This window comes from Rahnella sp. PD4 (assembly GCF_049199325.1).
GTDB classification, from domain to species: Bacteria; Pseudomonadota; Gammaproteobacteria; order Enterobacterales; family Enterobacteriaceae; genus Rahnella; species Rahnella perminowiae.
Map to the genome: position 1 here is coordinate 737,911 of NZ_JBLZQF010000002.1, position 19,582 is coordinate 757,492.

Annotated in this window: 15 protein-coding genes; 14 read left to right on the top strand and 1 reads right to left on the bottom strand. The window is 51.9% G+C overall.

The window, feature by feature from the left end; all coding sequences use genetic code 11:
- Positions 1-210: 210 nt before the first annotated feature.
- From tal to yegD, 3 genes are all read left to right on the top strand, one after another.
- On the top strand, positions 211-1,161 hold the full coding sequence (gene tal / locus ACOZIO_RS08020) for a transaldolase (protein WP_129952181.1): 951 nt from the start codon (positions 211-213) through the stop codon (positions 1,159-1,161).
- A 56-nt stretch (positions 1,162-1,217) separates the two neighbouring features.
- On the top strand, positions 1,218-3,212 hold the full coding sequence (gene tkt, locus ACOZIO_RS08025) for a transketolase (RefSeq protein ID WP_421595168.1): 1,995 nt from the start codon (positions 1,218-1,220) through the stop codon (positions 3,210-3,212).
- A gap of 124 nt (positions 3,213-3,336) precedes the next feature.
- Complete coding sequence (gene yegD, locus ACOZIO_RS08030) at positions 3,337-4,689, top strand: molecular chaperone (RefSeq protein WP_129952773.1); 1,353 nt, start codon at positions 3,337-3,339, stop codon at positions 4,687-4,689.
- Positions 4,690-4,757: 68 nt separating this feature from the next.
- On the opposite strand, the gene ACOZIO_RS08035 is transcribed toward yegD, so the two are convergent.
- On the bottom strand, positions 4,758-5,711 hold the full coding sequence (locus ACOZIO_RS08035; RefSeq protein WP_129991779.1) for an aldo/keto reductase: 954 nt from the start codon (positions 5,709-5,711) through the stop codon (positions 4,758-4,760).
- A gap of 260 nt (positions 5,712-5,971) precedes the next feature.
- On the opposite strand from ACOZIO_RS08035, the gene mdtD reads away from it, so the two are divergent.
- From mdtD to ACOZIO_RS08090, 11 genes are all read left to right on the top strand, one after another.
- Positions 5,972-7,447: a multidrug transporter subunit MdtD gene (mdtD, locus tag ACOZIO_RS08040; protein WP_129952179.1), complete on the top strand. Its 1,476-nt coding sequence runs from the start codon at positions 5,972-5,974 to the stop codon at positions 7,445-7,447.
- Positions 7,444-8,829, top strand: coding sequence for a two-component system sensor histidine kinase BaeS (gene baeS / locus ACOZIO_RS08045; protein WP_129952178.1), 1,386 nt, complete (start codon positions 7,444-7,446; stop codon positions 8,827-8,829). The genes mdtD and baeS overlap by 4 nt, the downstream gene beginning before the upstream one ends.
- Complete coding sequence (gene baeR, locus ACOZIO_RS08050; RefSeq protein WP_129952177.1) at positions 8,830-9,549, top strand: two-component system response regulator BaeR; 720 nt, start codon at positions 8,830-8,832, stop codon at positions 9,547-9,549.
- Positions 9,550-9,703: 154 nt separating this feature from the next.
- Positions 9,704-10,051 carry a YegP family protein gene (locus ACOZIO_RS08055; RefSeq protein WP_129952176.1) on the top strand — a complete coding sequence of 116 codons (348 nt, stop codon included), beginning with the start codon at positions 9,704-9,706 and terminating at the stop codon, positions 10,049-10,051.
- Positions 10,052-10,237: 186 nt separating this feature from the next.
- A complete protein-coding gene (gene yegQ, locus ACOZIO_RS08060; RefSeq protein ID WP_421595169.1) occupies positions 10,238-11,623 on the top strand; it encodes a tRNA 5-hydroxyuridine modification protein YegQ in 1,386 nt (461 codons plus the stop codon).
- A gap of 371 nt (positions 11,624-11,994) precedes the next feature.
- A complete protein-coding gene (gene yegS / locus ACOZIO_RS08065) occupies positions 11,995-12,882 on the top strand; it encodes a lipid kinase YegS (RefSeq protein ID WP_129952174.1) in 888 nt (295 codons plus the stop codon).
- 244 nt (positions 12,883-13,126) lie between these two features.
- The gene (locus tag ACOZIO_RS08070; RefSeq protein WP_129952173.1) at positions 13,127-14,689 is read left to right on the top strand and encodes an MFS transporter; all 1,563 of its coding nucleotides are present in this window, start codon (positions 13,127-13,129) and stop codon (positions 14,687-14,689) included.
- On the top strand, positions 14,676-15,689 hold the full coding sequence (gene yiaK, locus ACOZIO_RS08075) for a 3-dehydro-L-gulonate 2-dehydrogenase (protein ID WP_129952172.1): 1,014 nt from the start codon (positions 14,676-14,678) through the stop codon (positions 15,687-15,689). The genes ACOZIO_RS08070 and yiaK overlap by 14 nt, the downstream gene beginning before the upstream one ends.
- A 191-nt stretch (positions 15,690-15,880) precedes the next feature.
- A complete protein-coding gene (rspA, locus tag ACOZIO_RS08080) occupies positions 15,881-17,095 on the top strand; it encodes a starvation-sensing protein RspA (protein WP_129952171.1) in 1,215 nt (404 codons plus the stop codon).
- A gap of 11 nt (positions 17,096-17,106) precedes the next feature.
- Complete coding sequence (locus ACOZIO_RS08085; protein ID WP_129952170.1) at positions 17,107-18,120, top strand: Zn-dependent oxidoreductase; 1,014 nt, start codon at positions 17,107-17,109, stop codon at positions 18,118-18,120.
- A 124-nt stretch (positions 18,121-18,244) separates the two neighbouring features.
- Positions 18,245-19,534: an MFS transporter gene (locus ACOZIO_RS08090; RefSeq protein WP_129991690.1), complete on the top strand. Its 1,290-nt coding sequence runs from the start codon at positions 18,245-18,247 to the stop codon at positions 19,532-19,534.
- The last annotated feature ends 48 nt before the right edge of the window (positions 19,535-19,582 follow it).

Genomic DNA, 19,582 nt, shown 5'->3' on the forward strand with positions numbered 1-19,582 from the left:
AAAATGCACTAAGCTTAAAGTTTGTCCTTGCGCTTTTCTCGCCAGACGCTCAGTTTGTCGGGCAACAGGGCCGCCATTGTTGAGACCCATTGCAGTAATCAGAAAAAGCGCATTCAGTTTGTTAACCGAATGATGCAGGGTAGGAGCCCTACGAAAGAGAGTCGTCAGACCTTATTGCTGTATCGTTTTTTCTCGCCAAGGAGCTAAGAGATGAACCAGTTAGACGCACTAAAAAAAATCACCACCGTCGTTGCCGACAGCGGTGACATTGAATCTATCCGTCATTTCGAGCCTCAGGATGCGACGACCAATCCTTCGCTGATCCTCAAAGCAGCCGACCTGCCGCAGTACCAAAACCTGATTAAAGACGCGCTGGACTACGCCCGCAAGCAAGGTGGCAGCAAAGAAACTCAGGTGATCAATGCGACAGATAAACTGGCCGTTAATATCGGGGCCGAAATCCTGAAAAGTGTGCCGGGGCGCGTCTCGACAGAAGTGGATGCCCGCCTGTCATTTAACCGGGATTTGTGTATCGAAAAAGCCCGCAAACTGATCGGTTTATATCAGGATCATGGCATCGATAAATCGCGCATCCTGATTAAACTGGCATCAACGTGGGAAGGTATCCAGGCCGCTAATGAACTGGAAAAAGAAGGCATCAACTGCAATCTGACCTTGCTGTTCTCTTTTGCTCAGGCACGGGCCTGCGCCGAAGCCGGGGTATATCTGATTTCGCCTTTTGTTGGCCGTATCTATGACTGGTACAAAGCCAAAGAGCCCAACGCCACCTACGACGTCGAAAAAGATCCGGGCGTAGAATCTGTCCGGAATATCTACGACTACTACAAATCCCACGGTTACGAGACTGTCATCATGGGCGCGAGCTTTCGCAAAGTGGAACAAATTCTGGCCCTGGCAGGTTGTGACCGCCTGACGATTTCACCAAACCTGCTGGAAGAACTGAAAGCCAGTGATGCACCGGTTGAACGCAAACTGCAGCCGTCTTCTCAGGCAGATAAAAAGCCGGCACCGCTGACACAGGCTGAATTCCTCTGGGAGCATCATCAGGATGCTATGGCCGTAGAAAAACTGGCCGAAGGTATCCGTTCATTTGCCGTCGATCAGAAGAAACTCGAAGATATGCTGTCGGCACAACTTTAGTTTTAACTGAATGTAAGTTTTGAATTTTAGCGTTGAAAAAAACAGATGGAGTGAATATGCCCTCTCGTAAAGAACTCGCAAATGCGATCCGTGCACTGAGCATGGATGCCGTTCAAAAAGCGAACTCAGGCCATCCCGGAGCCCCCATGGGAATGGCGGATATCGCTGAAGTGTTGTGGCGTGATTATATGAATCACAATCCAACCAACCCTAAATGGGTCGATCGCGACCGCTTCCTGATGTCAAACGGCCACGGTTCAATGCTGCAATACAGCCTGCTGCATCTGACGGGTTACGATCTGCCGATGAAAGAGCTGGAAAACTTCCGCCAGCTGCATTCTAAAACGCCAGGACATCCGGAATTTGGCTATACGCCGGGCGTGGAAACCACCACCGGCCCGCTGGGTCAGGGGATTGCGAACGCCGTAGGTTTCGCGATTGCCGAACGTACACTTGCGGCTCAGTTTAACCGTGAAAATCACGACATCGTCGACCACTATACCTACGTCTTTTTAGGCGACGGTTGCATGATGGAAGGTATCTCACACGAAGCCTGTTCGCTTGCCGGCACCATGAAACTCGGCAAGCTGATTGCGTTTTATGATGACAACGGTATCTCTATCGACGGTCATGTTGAAGGCTGGTTCACCGATGACACCGCCAAACGCTTCGAAGCCTATCACTGGCATGTGATCCGCGGTATTGACGGGCACGATCCTGACGCGGTGAAAGCGGCTATCGAAGAAGCCCGCAAAGTCACTGACAAACCGTCACTGTTGCTGTGCAAAACCGTCATTGCTTTCGGTTCACCGAACAAAGCCGGTACTCACGGTGCCCACGGTGCTGCGCTGGGTGATGATGAAGTTGCAGCCACCCGTGAACATATCGGCTGGCACTACCCACCTTTCGAAATCCCACAAGATATTTATGACCAGTGGGATGCCAAAGAAGCCGGCAAAGCGAAAGAGAAAGCCTGGAATGAGAAGTTTGCCGCGTATGCCAAAGCCTATCCGGCACTGGCCGCAGAATTTGAGCGCCGCATGAGCGGCAAACTGCCTGCGCAATGGCAAAACGAATCGCAGAAATACATCGAAGAATTGCAGGCGAAACCGGCCAATACTGCCAGTCGTAAAGCCTCGCAGAATACGCTGGAATCCTTCGGTAAAATTCTGCCGGAATTCCTTGGCGGCTCCGCTGACCTCGCGCCAAGTAACCTGACAATGTGGTCTGGTTCCAAATCCATCGGTGATGATCAGGCGGGTAACTACATTCATTACGGTGTTCGTGAATTTGGCATGACCGCCATTACTAATGGTATCGCTTTGCATGGCGGTTTCCTGCCGTACTCCGCGACATTCCTGATGTTTGTGGAATATGCCCGTAACGCCGTTCGTCTTGCGGCACTGATGAAGATCCGCAACGTGTTTGTGTACACCCATGATTCAATCGGTCTGGGTGAGGATGGCCCTACGCACCAGCCGGTAGAACAAATGGCCAGCCTGCGCGTGACGCCAAATATGAACACATGGCGTCCGGGTGATCAGGTGGAGTCGGCTATCGCCTGGAAATACGCCATCGAACGTACTGACGGCCCTTCTGCGCTCATCTTCTCACGTCAGAACCTGACACAGCAGCCGCGTACGGCGGAACAGCTGGCTAACGTTGCACGCGGCGGTTATGTACTGAAAGATTCTGACGGTACGCCGGAGGTGATCCTGATTGCCACCGGTTCGGAAGTGGGCATCACGGTAGAAGCTGCGGACATTCTGGCTGCCGCAGGCACCAAAGTACGCGTGGTTTCCATGCCGTCTGCCGATGTCTTCGACCAACAGGACGCGGCTTACCGCGAATCGGTTCTGCCGAAAGCCGTGACCGCAAGGGTTGCGGTTGAAGCGGGTATCGCCGATTACTGGTACAAATATGTCGGCCTCAATGGTGCCATTGTCGGCATGACAACCTTCGGGGAATCTGCGCCAGCCGAGCAACTGTTTAAAGAGTTCGGTTTTACCGCTGATAATGTCGTCGCTAAAGCGCAGGCATTGCTGAAGTAATTCTCTGTACTTGATTCCCTCTCCCCAGGAGAGGGATTTCCTCTTCATTGCGCATCCTATCTGACTTGATGAATCGCCCTCTCTCCGGTAAAGTCCCGTCCCTTCTTTGGCATGGGGAACAATGATGTTTATTGGATTTGACTACGGTACAGCGAATTGCTCCGTTGCAGTGATGCGTGACGATAACGCTCACCTTCTGGCGCTAGAAAATAACGATCCTTACTTACCCTCCATGCTTTGTGCACCGACACGTGAAGCGGTCAGCGAATGGCTGAACCGTCACGGGCAGGTTCCCGCAGGCAGTGATGAAAATCTGGCGCTGCTGCGTCGCAGTATCAGCTTTAACCGCGAGGAAGATATCCCGGTTAATGCCAACAGCGTAAACTTCGGTTTGCGGGCACTTTCGACCTATATGGAAGATCCGGAAGAAGTGTACTTTGTGCGTTCTCCCAAATCGTTCCTCGGCGCAAACGGCCTGAAGCCACAACAGATCGCCCTGTTCGAAGATCTGGTTTGCGCGATGATGTTCCACATCAAACGTCAGGCTGAGTCTGTCCTTCAGGAAAGTATTGAACAGGCGGTTATTGGCCGCCCGATTAACTTCCAGGGCATGGGCGGTGATGAAGCCAATGCTCAGGCACAAGGTATTTTGCAGCGTGCGGCAGAACGTGCGGGTTTTCGTGATATCGCTTTCCAGTTTGAACCGGTCGCGGCCGGTCTGGATTTCGAAGCCACACTGACCGAAGAGAAAACGGTGCTGGTTGTCGATATCGGCGGCGGCACGACTGACTGCTCGGTACTGCTGATGGGGCCACAATGGCGTGATAAAGCAGAGCGTCAGAACAGCCTGCTTGGTCATAGTGGTTGCCGCATCGGCGGTAATGATCTGGATATTATGACCGCATTCAAACAGCTGACTCCACAATTTGGTATGGGCAGTGAAACCCAGAAAGGTATCGCTATCCCGGCCCTGCCTTACTGGAATGCCGTCGCGACCAACGATGTTCCGGCGCAACTGGATTTCTATAGTGTGGCGAACGGCCGCATGTTACGTGATTTGATCCGTGATGCAGCGCAGCCTGATTTGATCAAACGCCTGCTGAAAGTTCAGCAACAACGTCTGAGCTACCGTCTGGTTCGTGCAGCGGAAGAAAGTAAGATTGCATTGTCTGAACGTGAAAGCGTGACGGCAGCCATGGACTTCATTGAATCGGGTCTGGCAGAAACCATTACCCAGCAGCAACTGAGTGACGCGATTTCTCAGCCCCTGGAACGTATTCAGGAGCAGGTCAGTCTGGCACTCGCCAGCAGCGAAATTAAACCGGATGTGATTTACCTGACCGGTGGCAGTGCACGTTCACCGTTGCTGCGCGCCGCTTTGCAGGCGCAGTTACCCGGGATCCCGCTGGTTGGAGGAAATGATTTCGGCTCGGTTACGGCAGGTCTGGCACGCTGGGCCCAAACGTTATTCCGTTAGGATTTAAAGAGACCGATAAACGCAAACCGCCTGAATCCAGGCGGTTTTTTATGGTTCAGAGCCAGGACTTACCAGGCACTGGCATCATTTAACGTCCTGATATCAGACTCATCCAGCTTCAGGGTCGCAGCCTGCGCCAGTTCGTTTAGCTGTTGCAGAGAGGTCGCACTGACAATCGGTGAAGTGATACCCGGACGGGCAATCTGCCAGGCCAGTGCTACCTGTCCCGGCTGAGCACCATGCTTACCGGCAACCTGATCCAATCCGGCCAGTATTTTCAGGCCACGCTCATTCAGGCAACGCGCAATCACACTTTCACCGCGTTTACTCTTCCCTGCATCGGCCCTGGTACGGTACTTCCCGGTCAGAAAACCGGCTGCCAGGCCATAGAAGTTGATGACACCTAAGCCGTTATCCGTCACGACTTTTTCCAGCGCTTCTTCATATACTTTACGGTCATACAAATTATATTGCGGTTGCAGCGTTTCATAACGCGCCAGTCCGTTTTCCTGACTGACTTTCAGCGCTTCAACCAGACGTGGTGCGCTGTAGTTGGATGCCCCAACGGCACGCACTTTCCCTTCTTTAATAAGCCGGTCAAATGCCGCCATGGTTTCAGCCAGCGGTGTATCGGCATCGTCATCATGTGACTGATACAAATCAATATAATCCGTTTGCAGACGCTTCAGCGAGGCCTCTACCGCCTCTTTGATATAGCGTGGCGACAACCCGACTTTCCCCTCACCCATCGGTTTTCCGACTTTGGTGGCGAGAATAATCTGATCACGCTTACCGGTTTTTTTCAGCCAGTTACCGATAATGGTTTCGGATTCGCCCCCTTTATTACCTTCAACCCAGCTCGAATAGACGTCAGCTGTGTCAATGAAATTCAGTTGATGATCCAGCAAGGCATCCAGCAGGTTAAACGAGGCTGCCTGATCGACGGTCCAGCCAAATACATTGCCACCGAAGGTTAACGGCGGCACCTGGATACCTGTACGACCCAGTTCTCTTTTGTTCATCATTATCTCCCTTTTAAACGCTCAGATCAGACTTACTTTGCATGCGAACGGTTGATGGTCAAAGGTCAACCTTAGCATTTTGATATAAAATGTCAGGCTGAAAGCTATTCTTTATAGTCAGAAGTATTGTCAAAAAATGGGAAAGACTCTCCTTATTTCCTCCATTTTCTGCTGAAACATTCTGGCTACACTGTAAGCCGGTCTGCAGGTTAATTCCCGCCTGAAATACCGCAACAATGATTGTGCTGATGCGATGACTCATGAAATCTGAAAACACTGACACTTTACCTCCTTCCACGCCGCTGCCAGCTTCAGTTCGCTGGCAATTATGGATCGTCGCCTTTGGCTTTTTTATGCAGGCCCTTGACACTACGATCGTTAATACTGCCCTGCCGTCGATGGCCCGCAGTCTGGGTGAAAATCCGTTGCACATGCATTCGGTCATTGTGGCTTATGTGCTGACGGTCGCGGTGATGTTACCGGCGAGTGGCTGGCTGGCGGACAAAGTCGGGGTTAAGTGGGTATTTTTTTCAGCCATTGTGCTGTTCACGCTCGGTTCGCTGCTGTGCGCACAATCGGAAAGCCTGCGCGAACTGGTGATGTCACGCATCGTTCAGGGGATTGGCGGCGCGATGATGGTGCCTGTTGGCCGGCTAACAGTGCTGAAAATTGTCCCGCGCAGCGAATACATGGCAGCGATGACAATGGTGACATTGCCCGGTCAGGTCGGCCCGTTACTGGGCCCGGCGTTAGGCGGTTTTCTGGTGCAATATGCAAGCTGGCACTGGATTTTCCTGATCAATTTGCCGGTCGGTCTGGCCGGATGCATCGCCACATTAATGATCATGCCGAACTATAAAATGCAAACCCGGCGCTTTGATATCAGCGGGTTTGTTATGCTGGCAGTGTGTATGGCCACGCTGACGCTGGCGCTGGAAGGCAGCCGCAGCATGGGGCTGACGGCGCTGGAAATCGTATTACTGGTCATCGCCGGTGGTGCGGCGCTGGGCATTTACTGGTTACACGCTCGCGGTAATCTTTCAGCACTGTTTTCCTTGCGCCTGTTCCATACACCGTCTTTTAAAATTGGCCTGACCGGCAGCTTGCTGGGGCGTATCGGCAGCGGCATGCTGCCGTTTATGACACCGGTCTTCCTGCAACTTGGGATGGGCTTTACGCCCTTCCATGCCGGACTGATGATGATCCCAATGGTGCTGGGCAGCATGGGGATGAAACGCGTGGTGGTCCGGCTGGTTAATCAGCTGGGTTATCGTTCGGCACTGGTCAGCGCCACATTGCTGCTGGCATTGATTACCCTGATTTTTCCGCTGGTGGCGATTTACGGCGCCGTATGGATGATCCCGATTGTGCTGTTCTTCCAGGGAATGGTGAACTCGCTGCGCTTCTCGTCGATGAATACCCTGACACTTAAAGATTTACCGCCACGCCTTGCCAGCAGTGGCAATAGCTTACTGTCGATGATCATGCAATTGTCAATGAGCCTCGGTGTCAGCGTTGCCGGTTTACTGATTGGCCTGTTCGCACATCAGCAAGCAATGACACCTGACAGCAGTACCCTGCACACCGCTTTTCTGTATTGCTATATGTCGATGGCGCTGGTGATTGCCCTGCCTGCCTGGGTATTTTCCAAAGTGCCGCCTGACAGGCAGAAAAACGCCATCATTAACCGGCGTCGTGCGGCGGCCGCTTCCCCCGATCCGATGAGAAAATCATGAAACCTGGTATCACCGCCAAGCTGTTTATGGCCATCTTTTGTACCTGCGCACTGGTGTTGATCATCATGAACTGGGGCGTGCGGATGAGCTTCGAAAGAGGCTTTATTGACTATATCCGCCAAAGCAACGAACAGCGCGTCGAACTGTTAGCGGACACGTTGCAGGAGCAATACAAGCAGCATGGCAGCTGGGAGTTTCTGGAAACAAATGATCGGTTGATCTACCAGCTGATGCGCTCCTTTGAACAAAACAGCAGTTCGAAAATGCCGCCACAGGGCTGGCGGACAAAATTCTGGATCCTCGACAGTCACGATCGCCGGATCGGCGGTTACGATCAACCGGTCCCGCCCGATCTGCAAGGGCCGCGTCGCGTGATGACCGTCAATGGCGTGATCATCGGTTCAGTAATTTCCACGCCCGCTGAGCGCCTGACCCGCGATGCCGATATCAACTTCGAGCGTCAGCAGAGCCGCACCAGCTGGATGATTGTCGCTTTTACCGCACTGCTGGCCGCCGTCGTAACCTGGGTGTTATCTCGCGGTATGCTCGCACCGGTAAAACGGCTGGTTAATGGCACCCATCAGCTTGCTGCGGGAAATTTCAGCACCCGCGTGGAAGTCGACAGTGAAGATGAACTGGGGAAACTGGCGCAGGACTTTAACCAGCTGGCAATGACGCTGGAGAAAAACGAACAGATGCGCCGGGCATTTATGGCAGATATTTCCCATGAGTTACGCACCCCGCTGGCGGTATTGCGCGGTGAGCTGGAAGCCATGCAGGATGGTGTGCGTAAAATGACCGTCGGTTCACTGGAATCGCTGCAATCTGAAGTGGCGATTCTGACCAAACTGGTCGATGATCTGCATCAGCTTTCTCTGTCAGATGCCGGTGCGCTGGCTTATCGCAAAGTCGATACCGACGTTGTACATCTGCTACAACTGGCCGAGGCCGGCTCGCGTGACCGTTTCCACAGCAAACAGTTAACGCTCAACAGCCATCTGCCGGAAAGTGCTGAAGTCTTTGGTGACCCGCAGCGGCTGTCGCAGCTTTTCAATAATCTGCTGGAAAACAGCCTGCGCTATACTGATCCGAATGGCGGCCTGGAAATCCTGGGAGAAATCTGTGAAAAAACGCTGAATCTGATTTTCCAGGACAGCGCGCCGGGCATCAGCGATGAGCAGCTCATCCGTATTTTTGAACGGTTTTACCGTACCGAAGGCTCGCGTAACCGCGCCAGCGGCGGCTCGGGTTTAGGTCTGGCAATTTGCCAGAATATCGTCGAAGCCCACGGCGGGCAGATCAGCGCAAGCCACTCCCCGGCGGGTGGCGTACGCATTACGGTCGTCCTGCCTCTTTCTGTCCCACATGGCCCGAGAAACTGAATGAACGACTCTGCATTGTCCGGCCCTGCGCCGTTGAAAATCCTGATCGTGGAGGATGAGCCTAAACTCGCCCAGTTACTGATTGATTATCTCGAAGCGGCAGGTTATGCCACGCAGTGGTTACCCGACGGCAACGACGTGGTTACGCTGGTTAAAACCCAGCCCCCGGCACTGATTCTGCTGGATCTGATGCTGCCGGGCAGCAGTGGTTTAACGATATGCCGTGACATCCGCCAGTTCTCCGATGTGCCGGTCATGATGGTGACTGCCAAAACGGAAGAAATTGACCGTCTGCTCGGGCTGGAAATTGGCGCAGATGATTATATCTGTAAGCCTTATAGCCCGCGGGAAGTGGTCGCGCGCGTGAAGGTTATCCTGCGCCGTTGTGTACGTCCGGATGAGCACGTGACAAAAGATACCGGCCTGCATATTGATGAGGCTCGCTTTCAGGCCACTTTTCAGGGACACGAACTTGAGCTGACTCCGGCGGAATTTCGTCTGCTAAAAACCCTGTCTGTGAAACCCGGGTATGTCTTTACCCGGGAAGTGCTGCTCAATAATCTTTATGACGATTACCGCGTTGTGACGGATCGCACCATCGACAGCCACATCAAAAACCTGCGCCGTAAGCTCGAATCACTTGATGGTGAAAAGGCATTTATCCGCGCGGTATACGGCGTCGGTTACCGCTGGGAAGCGGAGCCTTGCCATTTAGTTTAATGTTCTTCGGGCCGGCAATTCAGGTTTGTAAAGTTACTGAAAGTCTGTCGGCCAGCTCACATTTCATACCTTAAATTTCCGCTATCGCCGCGAAAAAGTCTCCATTAACTACACTTATTTCTGAAAAATAACCCCTCTTATGGAGATTACCTTTATGGCTAATAGCCACTATGAGCTGATTAAGGCGAGGAACGGGCAATATCACTTTATCCTTAAAGCCGGTAACGGAGAGATTCTTCTCACCAGTGAAATGTATGCCAGCAAAGCATCAGCGGAAAACGGCATCTTATCGGTACAAAACAACGTCTCAGAAGAAGCCCAGTACGAGATCAAACCCACGAAAGACGGGCAGTTTTACTTTGTCCTGAAAGCAAAAAATCATCAGGTCATTGCCATAAGCGAGATGTACACCGCACCCCGCACCGCTAAAAAAGGGGTGCTGTCCGTTATCAAAAACGGGCTAAGCCCGGAGATCCGTGATCTCACCCAGCAAATCGCCTGACCTCGTTATCCTGAGGTTGCTACATTTCCTGCTGCAACCTCAGGATCCAAAAATTGATCTGCCCCGGTAAAACTTCAAATACCCACACGAACTGGCTGCTTTTAAACAACTCAGACGTTACAATTCTGACCTTTCGTCGCCCCGCATCCGGGACGGCCCTGACTTGTGATCAGACTGAGATTGACTATGTTTACCCGCGATTCTTTTGTTCCGGAACTGCTGTCCCCTGCCGGCTCCCTGAAAAATATGCGTTATGCTTTTGCCTACGGTGCTGATGCGGTTTATGCCGGCCAGCCCCGCTACAGCCTGCGTGTGCGTAATAACGAATTTAACCACCAGAACCTGGAAACAGGCATTAACGAAGCCCACGCCCTGGGTAAAAAATTCTATGTGGTGGTCAATATCGCCCCGCATAACGCCAAGCTCAAAACCTTTATCCGTGATTTACAACCGGTCATAGATATGGGACCGGACGCCCTGATCATGTCCGATCCGGGCCTTATCATGATGGTACGCGAAGCGTTCCCGCAAATGGATATTCACCTCTCGGTGCAGGCCAACGCCGTGAACTGGGCAACAGTGAAATTCTGGAAACAAATGGGGCTGACGCGCGTCATTTTGTCCCGCGAGCTGTCGCTTGAAGAGATCGCTGAAATCCGTGCTCAGGTGCCGGACATGGAAATAGAAATTTTCGTGCACGGTGCACTGTGCATGGCGTATTCCGGCCGCTGTCTGCTTTCCGGTTATATCAATAAACGCGATCCGAATCAGGGGACCTGCACCAACGCCTGCCGTTGGGAGTATAAAGTTCAGGAAGGCAAAGAAGACGCCATCGGCAACATCGTGCACCAATACGAACCGATCCCGGTTCAGCAGGTAGAAGCCGCAGAACCCACGTTAGGCATCGGCCAGCCGACGGATAAAGTATTTATGCTGGAAGAAGCGATGCGTCCGGGTGAATACATGAGTGCTTTTGAAGATGAGCATGGCACTTATATTATGAATTCTAAGGACCTGCGTGCGATTCAGCATGTGGAAACCCTGACTAAAATGGGCGCACATTCGCTGAAAATAGAAGGCCGTACCAAATCCTTCTATTATTGCGCCCGCACCGCACAGGTTTATCGCCGTGCCATTGACGACGCAGTGGCCGGAAAACCGTTTGACCCGACGCTGCTGTCAACGCTGGAAGGCCTGGCGCATCGCGGTTATACCGAAGGTTTTCTGCGCCGTCATACACATGACGCACAACAGAACTACGAATACGGTTTCTCGGTCAGTGACCGCCAGCAATTTGTCGGTGAATTTACCGGTAACCGTAAAGATGGCTGGGCAGAAATCGACGTAAAAAATAAGTTCAGCGTCGGCGACAGCGTGGAAATGATGACGCCGCAGGGCAACGTTCAGTTCACACTCGACGCGTTACGCAACAAAAAAGGTCAGCCGACCGACGTGGCACCGGGTAATGGCCACTTCGTTTATGTTGCGCTGCCGGAAGATGTCAGCCTGGAATTCGCTATTTTGTTGCGTAATCTGCAAGAAACCGACACCCGGAATCCGCATTCAAAATAAGGAATTCTTCGAAAATAAGAATTCGATCACATCTATTTTTAGAGTAGCTGGTTAATATGTATTCGCAATTTACTTCGAATGCAAAATAAAGCACCGGACTACACTAGGAACCACCTCCTTGGCCAGCTCAATCTCCCTTGAGCTGGCTTTTCTTTGAATATTCGGGCAACTTCTTGTACTTCCATTCATCAAACAAATAATCTCTTTCCTCCCTAAAAAAATAAAATATCTTTTGCAGATAAATAAGTATTTTATTGAATGACCTTAACTGAAATTATTTAATACCAAAGAGAACGCTTCACTGATTTATCCGATAGCCAAATACGGTCACAATCATCTATTGTTGTTATGTATAGATAAAAGGAGCATACATGACCACAGCACTGCTGATTTTAAACGGAAAAGGGGCCGCCATCGAAGAACTGCGCGAGGCGGTGAGCGCACTGCGTGACGAAGGCGTCAGACTGCATGTACGGGTCACCTGGGAGCAGGGTGATGCGGCTCGTTATGTCGCCGAAGCCGTTGGTCTTGGCTGTGAAACCGTGATCGCCGGCGGCGGTGATGGCACAATTAACGAAGTGGCGGGTGCGCTGGCGCAACTCAACGGTGTAAAGCCGGCGCTGGGAATTGTGCCGCTGGGGACGGCGAACGATTTCGCTACCGCCTGCAATATCCCCCCGGTGCCTGAGCAGGCACTACAGCTGGCGGTAAAAGGCAACGCTGTTGCTATCGATCTGGCACGCGTCAATAGTCAGCATTTCTTTATCAATATGGCCACCGGCGGCTTCGGGACGCGCATCACCACAGAAACTCCGGAAAAACTGAAAGCGGCACTGGGTGGCGTTTCGTATTTCATCCACGGGCTTTTACGTCTGGATACGCTCAAAGCGGATCGCTGCGAAATCACAGGCCCGGATTTTCAGTGGGAAGGCGATGCGCTGGTGATCGGCATCGGTAATGGCCGCCAGGCCGGTGGCGGACAACAGATTTGCCCGGACGCATTGATCAACGACGGCCTGCTGCAGCTCCGTCTTCTGACGTCAGAAGAGCTGCTGCCGTCATTCCTGCGCAGCCTGCTCAATAATGAAGAAAACAAAAATATCGTTTCCGTCAGCCTGCCATGGCTCGACATCACCGCGCCCCACGACATGACCTTCAACCTTGACGGTGAACCGCTGACCGGTAAACAGTTCCATATTGAAGTGTTGACTGGTGCCATTCAGTGCCGTTTACCCCCTCAGTGTGAGCTGCTCGGCTGATATCCCCCCTTCTCATTGTTCATTCTCTGTACTGTGATCCGTCTTGCAGTACAGAGGAATTCTGCTCTCTTTTTTGTGATCTGGTCCGATAAAACCCGTTTCGCATACTTGTATGGTAGATATACATTACTTAATTTTACTCTGCCGATGTCGCTGAATACTTCATTTATGAACTTCTGCGGGCACAAACGACGCATTTCTTTTTACGACTCTTATTTATCCGGTGACGGAATGCAGGGGTAGTATGATTAATCATCATAAAGAAAGACCGATATCGGTAAAAAATATGCTGGCCTACGGCGGGGGAGATTTCTTCGGCGGGGGATGTTTTGCGGTATTGGGTCTGTGGATAATGTTTTTCTATACCACCTATGCCGGATTAAGTCCCGCAGAGGCCGGTGCCGTTATTGCTACAGCACGCCTGCTGGACGCTTTTTTCGATCCGCTTATGGGGTATGTCACGGATAATTTCTACCGTAATGCGTGGGGTAAAAAATACGGCCGCCGAGGTTTCTTCTTCTTATTTGGTGCTCCGCTGATTATGGTAACCTACATTATTATGTGGGTCAGCGGCATGGGATTCTGGTATTACCTGCTCACTTATATTTTATTCTATGCCGCTTATACGCTGGCCATTGTACCTTATGAAACACTGGCAGCGGAAATGACCTCCAGCTTTAAAATGCGCACCAAACTGACTGGCGTGAGAATGTTTTTCTCTACCGGCGCCGCGATATTAGCCGCCTGGTTACCGGGCCGGATAATTGCCTATCTCGGTGAAGATTCATCATCATCGTTTCTGATTATGGGCGTCATTTTCGGCGTACTGTTTGCCGTGGTGATCCTGATGCTTTACTTTTACACATGGGAGCGCCCGATCCCGGTTGATGTCGCCGCGCCAAAACTCTCTTTTCGCCGCGACATGAAACATTTGTTTAAATCCCTGATCTCGACGATGAAAGTACGCACCTTCCGTCAGCACGTGGGGATGTATCTGGGCGGTTATGTCGCTCTCGACGTACTCGGTGCAGTGCTGGCCTACTACATTATTTTTGTCCTCGGACAAAACGCCGTGACGGCCTCGAATGCCATGACATTAATGACACTGGTACAGTTTGTCTGTGTCGCGCTGTTTATTTTCCTGTGCATGAAATTAGGTAATGGCGCATCTTACCGTATCGCACAGTTATTTATGTTAGCCAGTGTCGGGTTGTTTTTAGCCATCCATTTATTACAACTGCCGTTTAATATGGCGCTGATTTATCTCTCCGTCATTTTAATGGGTGTTGGCCGTTCAGGTACCAGTTATGTTTGCTGGAATATTTACAGTTTTATTCCGGATGTGGATGAAATGCTGACCGGAAAACGACGCGAGGGGATATTCGCCGGCGTCATGACTTTCGTGCGCAAAGCCGTTCAGGCGGTGGCTTTATTTGGGGTTGGCCTGTTATTACAGCATTACGGATTTACCCCGAAAAGCGCAACACAACCTGCTGAAGCCGTGTACGGGATCACGCTGGTATTTGGCACAGGTTCAGTCATCTTCCTGCTGGTGGGTTTATACAGTTCAATGAAATTCCGTCTGACACGTCATAACCATGCGTTGCTGGTCAATGAGATTGAGCGCCTGAAAGCCGGCGGCAGTAAATATGATGTCACACCGGAAACCCGCTTAATTACCGAACAGCTGACCGGCTGGCCATACGAAAAATGTTGGGGTGATAATAATATTCTTAGCCAGACGGAAGAATTATCCACACTCACGCCAGATGATCTCTCAACCGGAGCCGACCATGCAAAGAATTGAATTCAGCCTGATGCAACAGACTATCTTTCACGCCCTGCAAAAAGCGGGACTTGATGAAGCAAGCGCACGTACCTGCGCACGCATACATACAGAGTCCAGTTGCGACGGCATTTCATCCCATGGCCTGAACCGTGTGGCGCGTTTTGTCGATTACGTCAATAAGGGCTGGATTGATATTCATGCCAAACCGGAGCTGGAAAAATCCCTTGGTGCCATCGCCATCTATAATGGCAACCGCGGTATCGGCATCACCAATGCCTTGTTTGCCGTTGATAAAGCGGCAGAGATGGCAAAGGAATACGGTGTCGGCATTGTCGCGCTGAAAAACAGCAGTCACTGGATGCGTGGCGGAAGTTATGGCTGGCATGCGGCACAACAAGGCATGGCGGCGATTTGCTGGACCAATACTGAATCCTGCATGCCCGCGTGGGGCGGCAAAAACACCCGAGTGGGCAACAACCCGTTCGTGATGGCCGTACCCCGTGCCAGAGGCCCGATCGTACTGGATATGGCAATGTCGCAATATTCCTACGGCAAATTGCAGGTCACGCGGCTGAAAAATGAAAAACTGCCCTTCCCCGGCGGCTACGACAAAGAAGGTCATCTCACAGACGATCCTGGTCCTATCGAAGCCTCTATGCGTATTTTACCGACGGGTTACTGGAAAGGCTCCGGACTGGCCATTGTGCTGGATGCCATGGCCGCGCTGTTATCGGCCGGATCACCCACCAATGAGATCGACAAAATTGGCAAAGGCAGTTGCACCGGTGCCAGCCAGATTTTCATGGTATTTGACCCGACACAACTCGGGGGTGCCGAATTCACCGAACGCATGGCCGACAGCGTCGCAGACTACGTTAACCAGTCGGAACCTGCCGAAAACAGCCGCGATGTCCGTTATCCGGGCCAGACCGCTGCATCTAACCGTGAACAAAACCGCCGTCTGGGCATCCCGGTCGATGAAGCGGTATGGAACGAAGTTATGCGCCTGGCGGAATAGTCTCCGCTTTTTCCTGCCAAATAACGCCTGTTAACCGCAGGCGTTTTCTTTTTAATCCCTGCAACATTTCCCTCACAAAGTGTGATCCTCTCCGGCAAAAAACGCTAAACATACTTGTATGGTAGTTAGCAAAAGGCGTATTTATAACCAAAGAAAATGCATCCTACTTTTACTGCAAAAGGTCGTAACCGATGAAAATCGTGAATGCTGAAGTTTTTGTCACCTGTCCGGGACGCAACTTTGTGACGTTGAAAATCACCACTGAAAGCGGGCTGACCGGCATTGGTGATGCCACACTAAATGGCCGCGAATTACCGGTCGCATCCTATCTGAAAGATCATGTGTGTCCGCAGCTGATCGGCCGCGATGCGCATCAGATCGAAGACATCTGGCAGTTTTTCTATAAAGGCGCTTACTGGCGTCGCGGACCGGTCACCATGTCTGCCATTTCTGCCGTGGACATGGCGTTATGGGACATCAAAGCCAAAGCCGCCAATATGCCGTTGTACCAGTTGCTCGGCGGCGCATCCCGCACCGGCGTCATGGTTTACTGTCACACCACCGGTCATTCCGTTGATGAAGTACTCGATGATTACGCCAAACATAAAGAACTGGGCTTTAAGGCGATCCGCGCACAATGCGGTGTACCGGGCATGAAAACCACTTATGGCATGGCGAAAGGCAAAGGTCTGGCCTACGAACCGGCGACGAAAGGCAACTGGCCGGAAGAGCAGTTATGGTCAACGGAAAAATACCTCGATTTCACGCCAAAACTGTTCGAAGCCGTGCGTAATAAATTTGGTTTCGATGAACATCTGCTGCACGACATGCACCACCGCCTGACGCCCATCGAAGCGGCGCGTTTTGGCAAAAGCATTGAAGAATATCGCCTGTTCTGGATGGAGGATCCGACGCCTGCTGAGAATCAGGAATGCTTCCGCCTGATCCGCCAGCATACCGTGACACCAATTGCCGTCGGCGAAGTGTTTAACAGCATCTGGGATTGCAAGCAGCTTATCGAAGAACAGCTGATCGACTATATCCGCACTACGCTGACGCACGCTGGCGGCATAACAGGTATGCGCCGCATCGCCGATTTCGCCTCGTTATATCAGGTGCGCACCGGCTCGCACGGCCCTTCCGATCTTTCGCCGATTTGTATGGCTGCGGCCCTGCATTTCGACCTGTGGGTGCCGAATTTCGGCGTACAGGAATATATGGGGTATTCCGAGCAAATGCTGGAAGTCTTCCCGCATAACTGGACGTTCGACAACGGCTACATGCATCCGGGCGAAAAACCGGGTCTGGGCATTGAGTTTGACGAAAAACTGGCGGCGAAATATCCGTACGAGCCGGCGTATCTGCCGGTGGCCCGTCTGGAAGACGGCACGTTGTGGAACTGGTAAGGGAGCGAAACATGAACAGCGTCGTTATTGAGCAACCTGGAAAATTAGTCATCGAGCAACGTGCTTTGCCGGTACCTGCCGCCGGCGAAGTACGAGTTCGGGTCAGTCATGCGGGCATCTGTGGTTCAGATGTGCATATTTATCACGGCCACAATCCGTTTGCGAAATACCCGCGGGTTATCGGCCATGAGTTCTTCGGCCACATCGACAGCACCGGCGAAGGCGTCGATACCGCACGTATCGGCGAACGTGTGGTGATCGATCCGGTAGTCAGTTGCGGGCATTGCTACCCGTGCTCGATCGGCCGCCCGAATGTTTGTGCAGAACTGCAGGTTATCGGCGTCCACCGCGATGGCGGTTTCAGTGATTACGCCTGTGCACCGGCGAAAAACGCCTATGTGGTGCCGGAAGTGATCCCGGACAAACTCGCCAGCATGGTCGAGCCGTTTACTATCGCAGCGAATATCACGGCATTTCTCAAACCGACACCGCAGGATACCGCACTGATATACGGCGCAGGTCCGATGGGACTGACGGTGATTCAGGTGCTGAAAGGGGTTTACGGGGTGCAGAAAGTCATTGTCGCTGACCGTATCGACGAACGGTTGCAGATGGCGCAGGCAAGTGGCGCAGACTGGATCATCAATAACAGCGACCGCAGCGTGACTGATGTGCTGGCTGCAGAAGGTATACGCCCGACACTTATCGTCGATGCTGCCTGCCATCCGGCGATCTTACAGGAGGCCATTCTGCTGGCGTCTCCGGCAGCACGTATCGGTATGATGGGTTTCTCCGGCGAGCCGAGCCTGATCACGCAGCAAAGTATCACCAGCAAAGAGATTTCACTGTTTTCTTCACGCCTGAACAGTCACCGGTTCCCGCAGGTTATTGAATGGATGGAGCAGGGAAAAATCGCGCCCGAAAAACTGGTGACGCACTGGATGCCCGCCAGTGAAGTAGAAGCGGCATTAACGCTGTTCGAGAAAGATCAGCGTTCCTGCTGCAAGGTTTTACTGACATTCTGATTTAGCGTTAATTTTTGCAACAAGGCGGGAAGGTTTCAAATATCTTCCCGCCTGCCGTACCTCATATTCTACCTATAAAAACGCAACACTATTAAAACGACACCTACAAGTGGAGCACGCATCTATGTTTAAGAACCTACGCTGGATCATCGTATTCCTGCTGTTTCTGGTTTATATGATCAATTACCTCGACCGCGTTGCGCTGTCGATTACTGTGCCTATGATAGAAAAAGAACTGACCATTAATCCCGAGCAATTCGGCATGATATTTGGCAGTTTCTTCTTTGGTTACGCGATATTTAACTTTATCGGTGGCCTGGCCGTGGATAAATTCGGCCCGACGCTGGTGATGGGATTAGCTGTCGGCTTATGGTCAGTATTTTGTGGCATGACCGCTATCGCGACCGGCTTTTATTCCATGCTGATTTTGCGGGTATTATTCGGCATGGCCGAAGGCCCGATTTGTGCTTCGGCAAATAAAATGATCAACGGCTGGTTCCCGAAGAAACAGGCGGCAACCGCGATGGGCTTGCTCAGTGCCGGTTCTCCCCTGGGTGGCGCAGTGGCTGGGCCGATTGTCGGATATCTGGCAATTTCCTTCGGCTGGCGTCCGGCGTTTATGGTCATTGCCAGTATCGGCATCGTCTGGATGGTGGTGTGGTTCTTTACGGTTGCGGATAATCCGCTGAAAAGCAAACGCGTTTCACCGGAAGAACTGCGTTTAGTTGACGAAATGAAGAATGAGCATTTAAGTGAAGAAGAGAATATGGCGCAGGCTTCACATGGTCTTGGGTATTATTTACGTCAGCCGATTATTCTGGTTACTGCATTTGCCTTCTTCTGCTACAACTATATTTTATTTTTCTTCCTCAGCTGGTTCCCGGCTTATCTGGTACAGGCACATGGACTGAATATTAAAGAGATGAGCCTGACGACGGTTATTCCCTGGATTGTGGGTTTTGTCGGCCTGGCATTAGGTGGTTATATTTCTGATAAAATTTTTAATATTACCGGCCGCTTATTGCTGTCGCGTAAAATTATATTAGTGGTCAGCCTGTTAGCTGCGGCTGTTTGTGTCGCACTCGCCGGGATTGTCACCAGCGTGGTTCCGGCAGTCATCCTGATGTCAGTGTCTATTTTCTTCCTGTATACGACCGGTGCGATTTACTGGGCGATTATCCAGGATGTGGTGCATAAATCCCGCGTCGGCGGCACCAGTGGATTTATTCATCTGGTCGGCAGCGTCTCGGGTATCATCGGCCCGGTCGTGACGGGTTTCATTGTTCAAAACACCGGACGCTTTGACAGTGCCTTTATTCTCGCTGGCGGCGTCGCCGCGCTGGGCGCTATTTTGGTGTTCTTCGTGATTAAACCGCCAAAACACCTGCCCGACTCCACGCTGTCTCACAGCTGATGGTCTGAATGTGCATGTCGCTCCCCGTCAACGGGGAGCGCAGCCAAT

Bases quoted from the DNA above. Each gene is read 5' to 3' on its own strand.
- tal (WP_129952181.1), top strand. From the start codon at position 211: ATGAACCAGTTAGACGCACTAAAAAAAATCACCACCGTCGTTGCCGAC.
- tkt (WP_421595168.1), top strand. From the start codon at position 1,218: ATGCCCTCTCGTAAAGAACTCGCAAATGCGATCCGTGCACTGAGCATG.
- yegD (WP_129952773.1), top strand. From the start codon at position 3,337: ATGTTTATTGGATTTGACTACGGTACAGCGAATTGCTCCGTTGCAGTG.
- ACOZIO_RS08035 (WP_129991779.1), bottom strand. From the start codon at position 5,711: ATGAACAAAAGAGAACTGGGTCGTACAGGTATCCAGGTGCCGCCGTTA.
- mdtD (WP_129952179.1), top strand. From the start codon at position 5,972: ATGAAATCTGAAAACACTGACACTTTACCTCCTTCCACGCCGCTGCCA.
- baeS (WP_129952178.1), top strand. From the start codon at position 7,444: ATGAAACCTGGTATCACCGCCAAGCTGTTTATGGCCATCTTTTGTACC.
- baeR (WP_129952177.1), top strand. From the start codon at position 8,830: ATGAACGACTCTGCATTGTCCGGCCCTGCGCCGTTGAAAATCCTGATC.
- ACOZIO_RS08055 (WP_129952176.1), top strand. From the start codon at position 9,704: ATGGCTAATAGCCACTATGAGCTGATTAAGGCGAGGAACGGGCAATAT.
- yegQ (WP_421595169.1), top strand. From the start codon at position 10,238: ATGTTTACCCGCGATTCTTTTGTTCCGGAACTGCTGTCCCCTGCCGGC.
- yegS (WP_129952174.1), top strand. From the start codon at position 11,995: ATGACCACAGCACTGCTGATTTTAAACGGAAAAGGGGCCGCCATCGAA.
- ACOZIO_RS08070 (WP_129952173.1), top strand. From the start codon at position 13,127: ATGATTAATCATCATAAAGAAAGACCGATATCGGTAAAAAATATGCTG.
- yiaK (WP_129952172.1), top strand. From the start codon at position 14,676: ATGCAAAGAATTGAATTCAGCCTGATGCAACAGACTATCTTTCACGCC.
- rspA (WP_129952171.1), top strand. From the start codon at position 15,881: ATGAAAATCGTGAATGCTGAAGTTTTTGTCACCTGTCCGGGACGCAAC.
- ACOZIO_RS08085 (WP_129952170.1), top strand. From the start codon at position 17,107: ATGAACAGCGTCGTTATTGAGCAACCTGGAAAATTAGTCATCGAGCAA.
- ACOZIO_RS08090 (WP_129991690.1), top strand. From the start codon at position 18,245: ATGTTTAAGAACCTACGCTGGATCATCGTATTCCTGCTGTTTCTGGTT.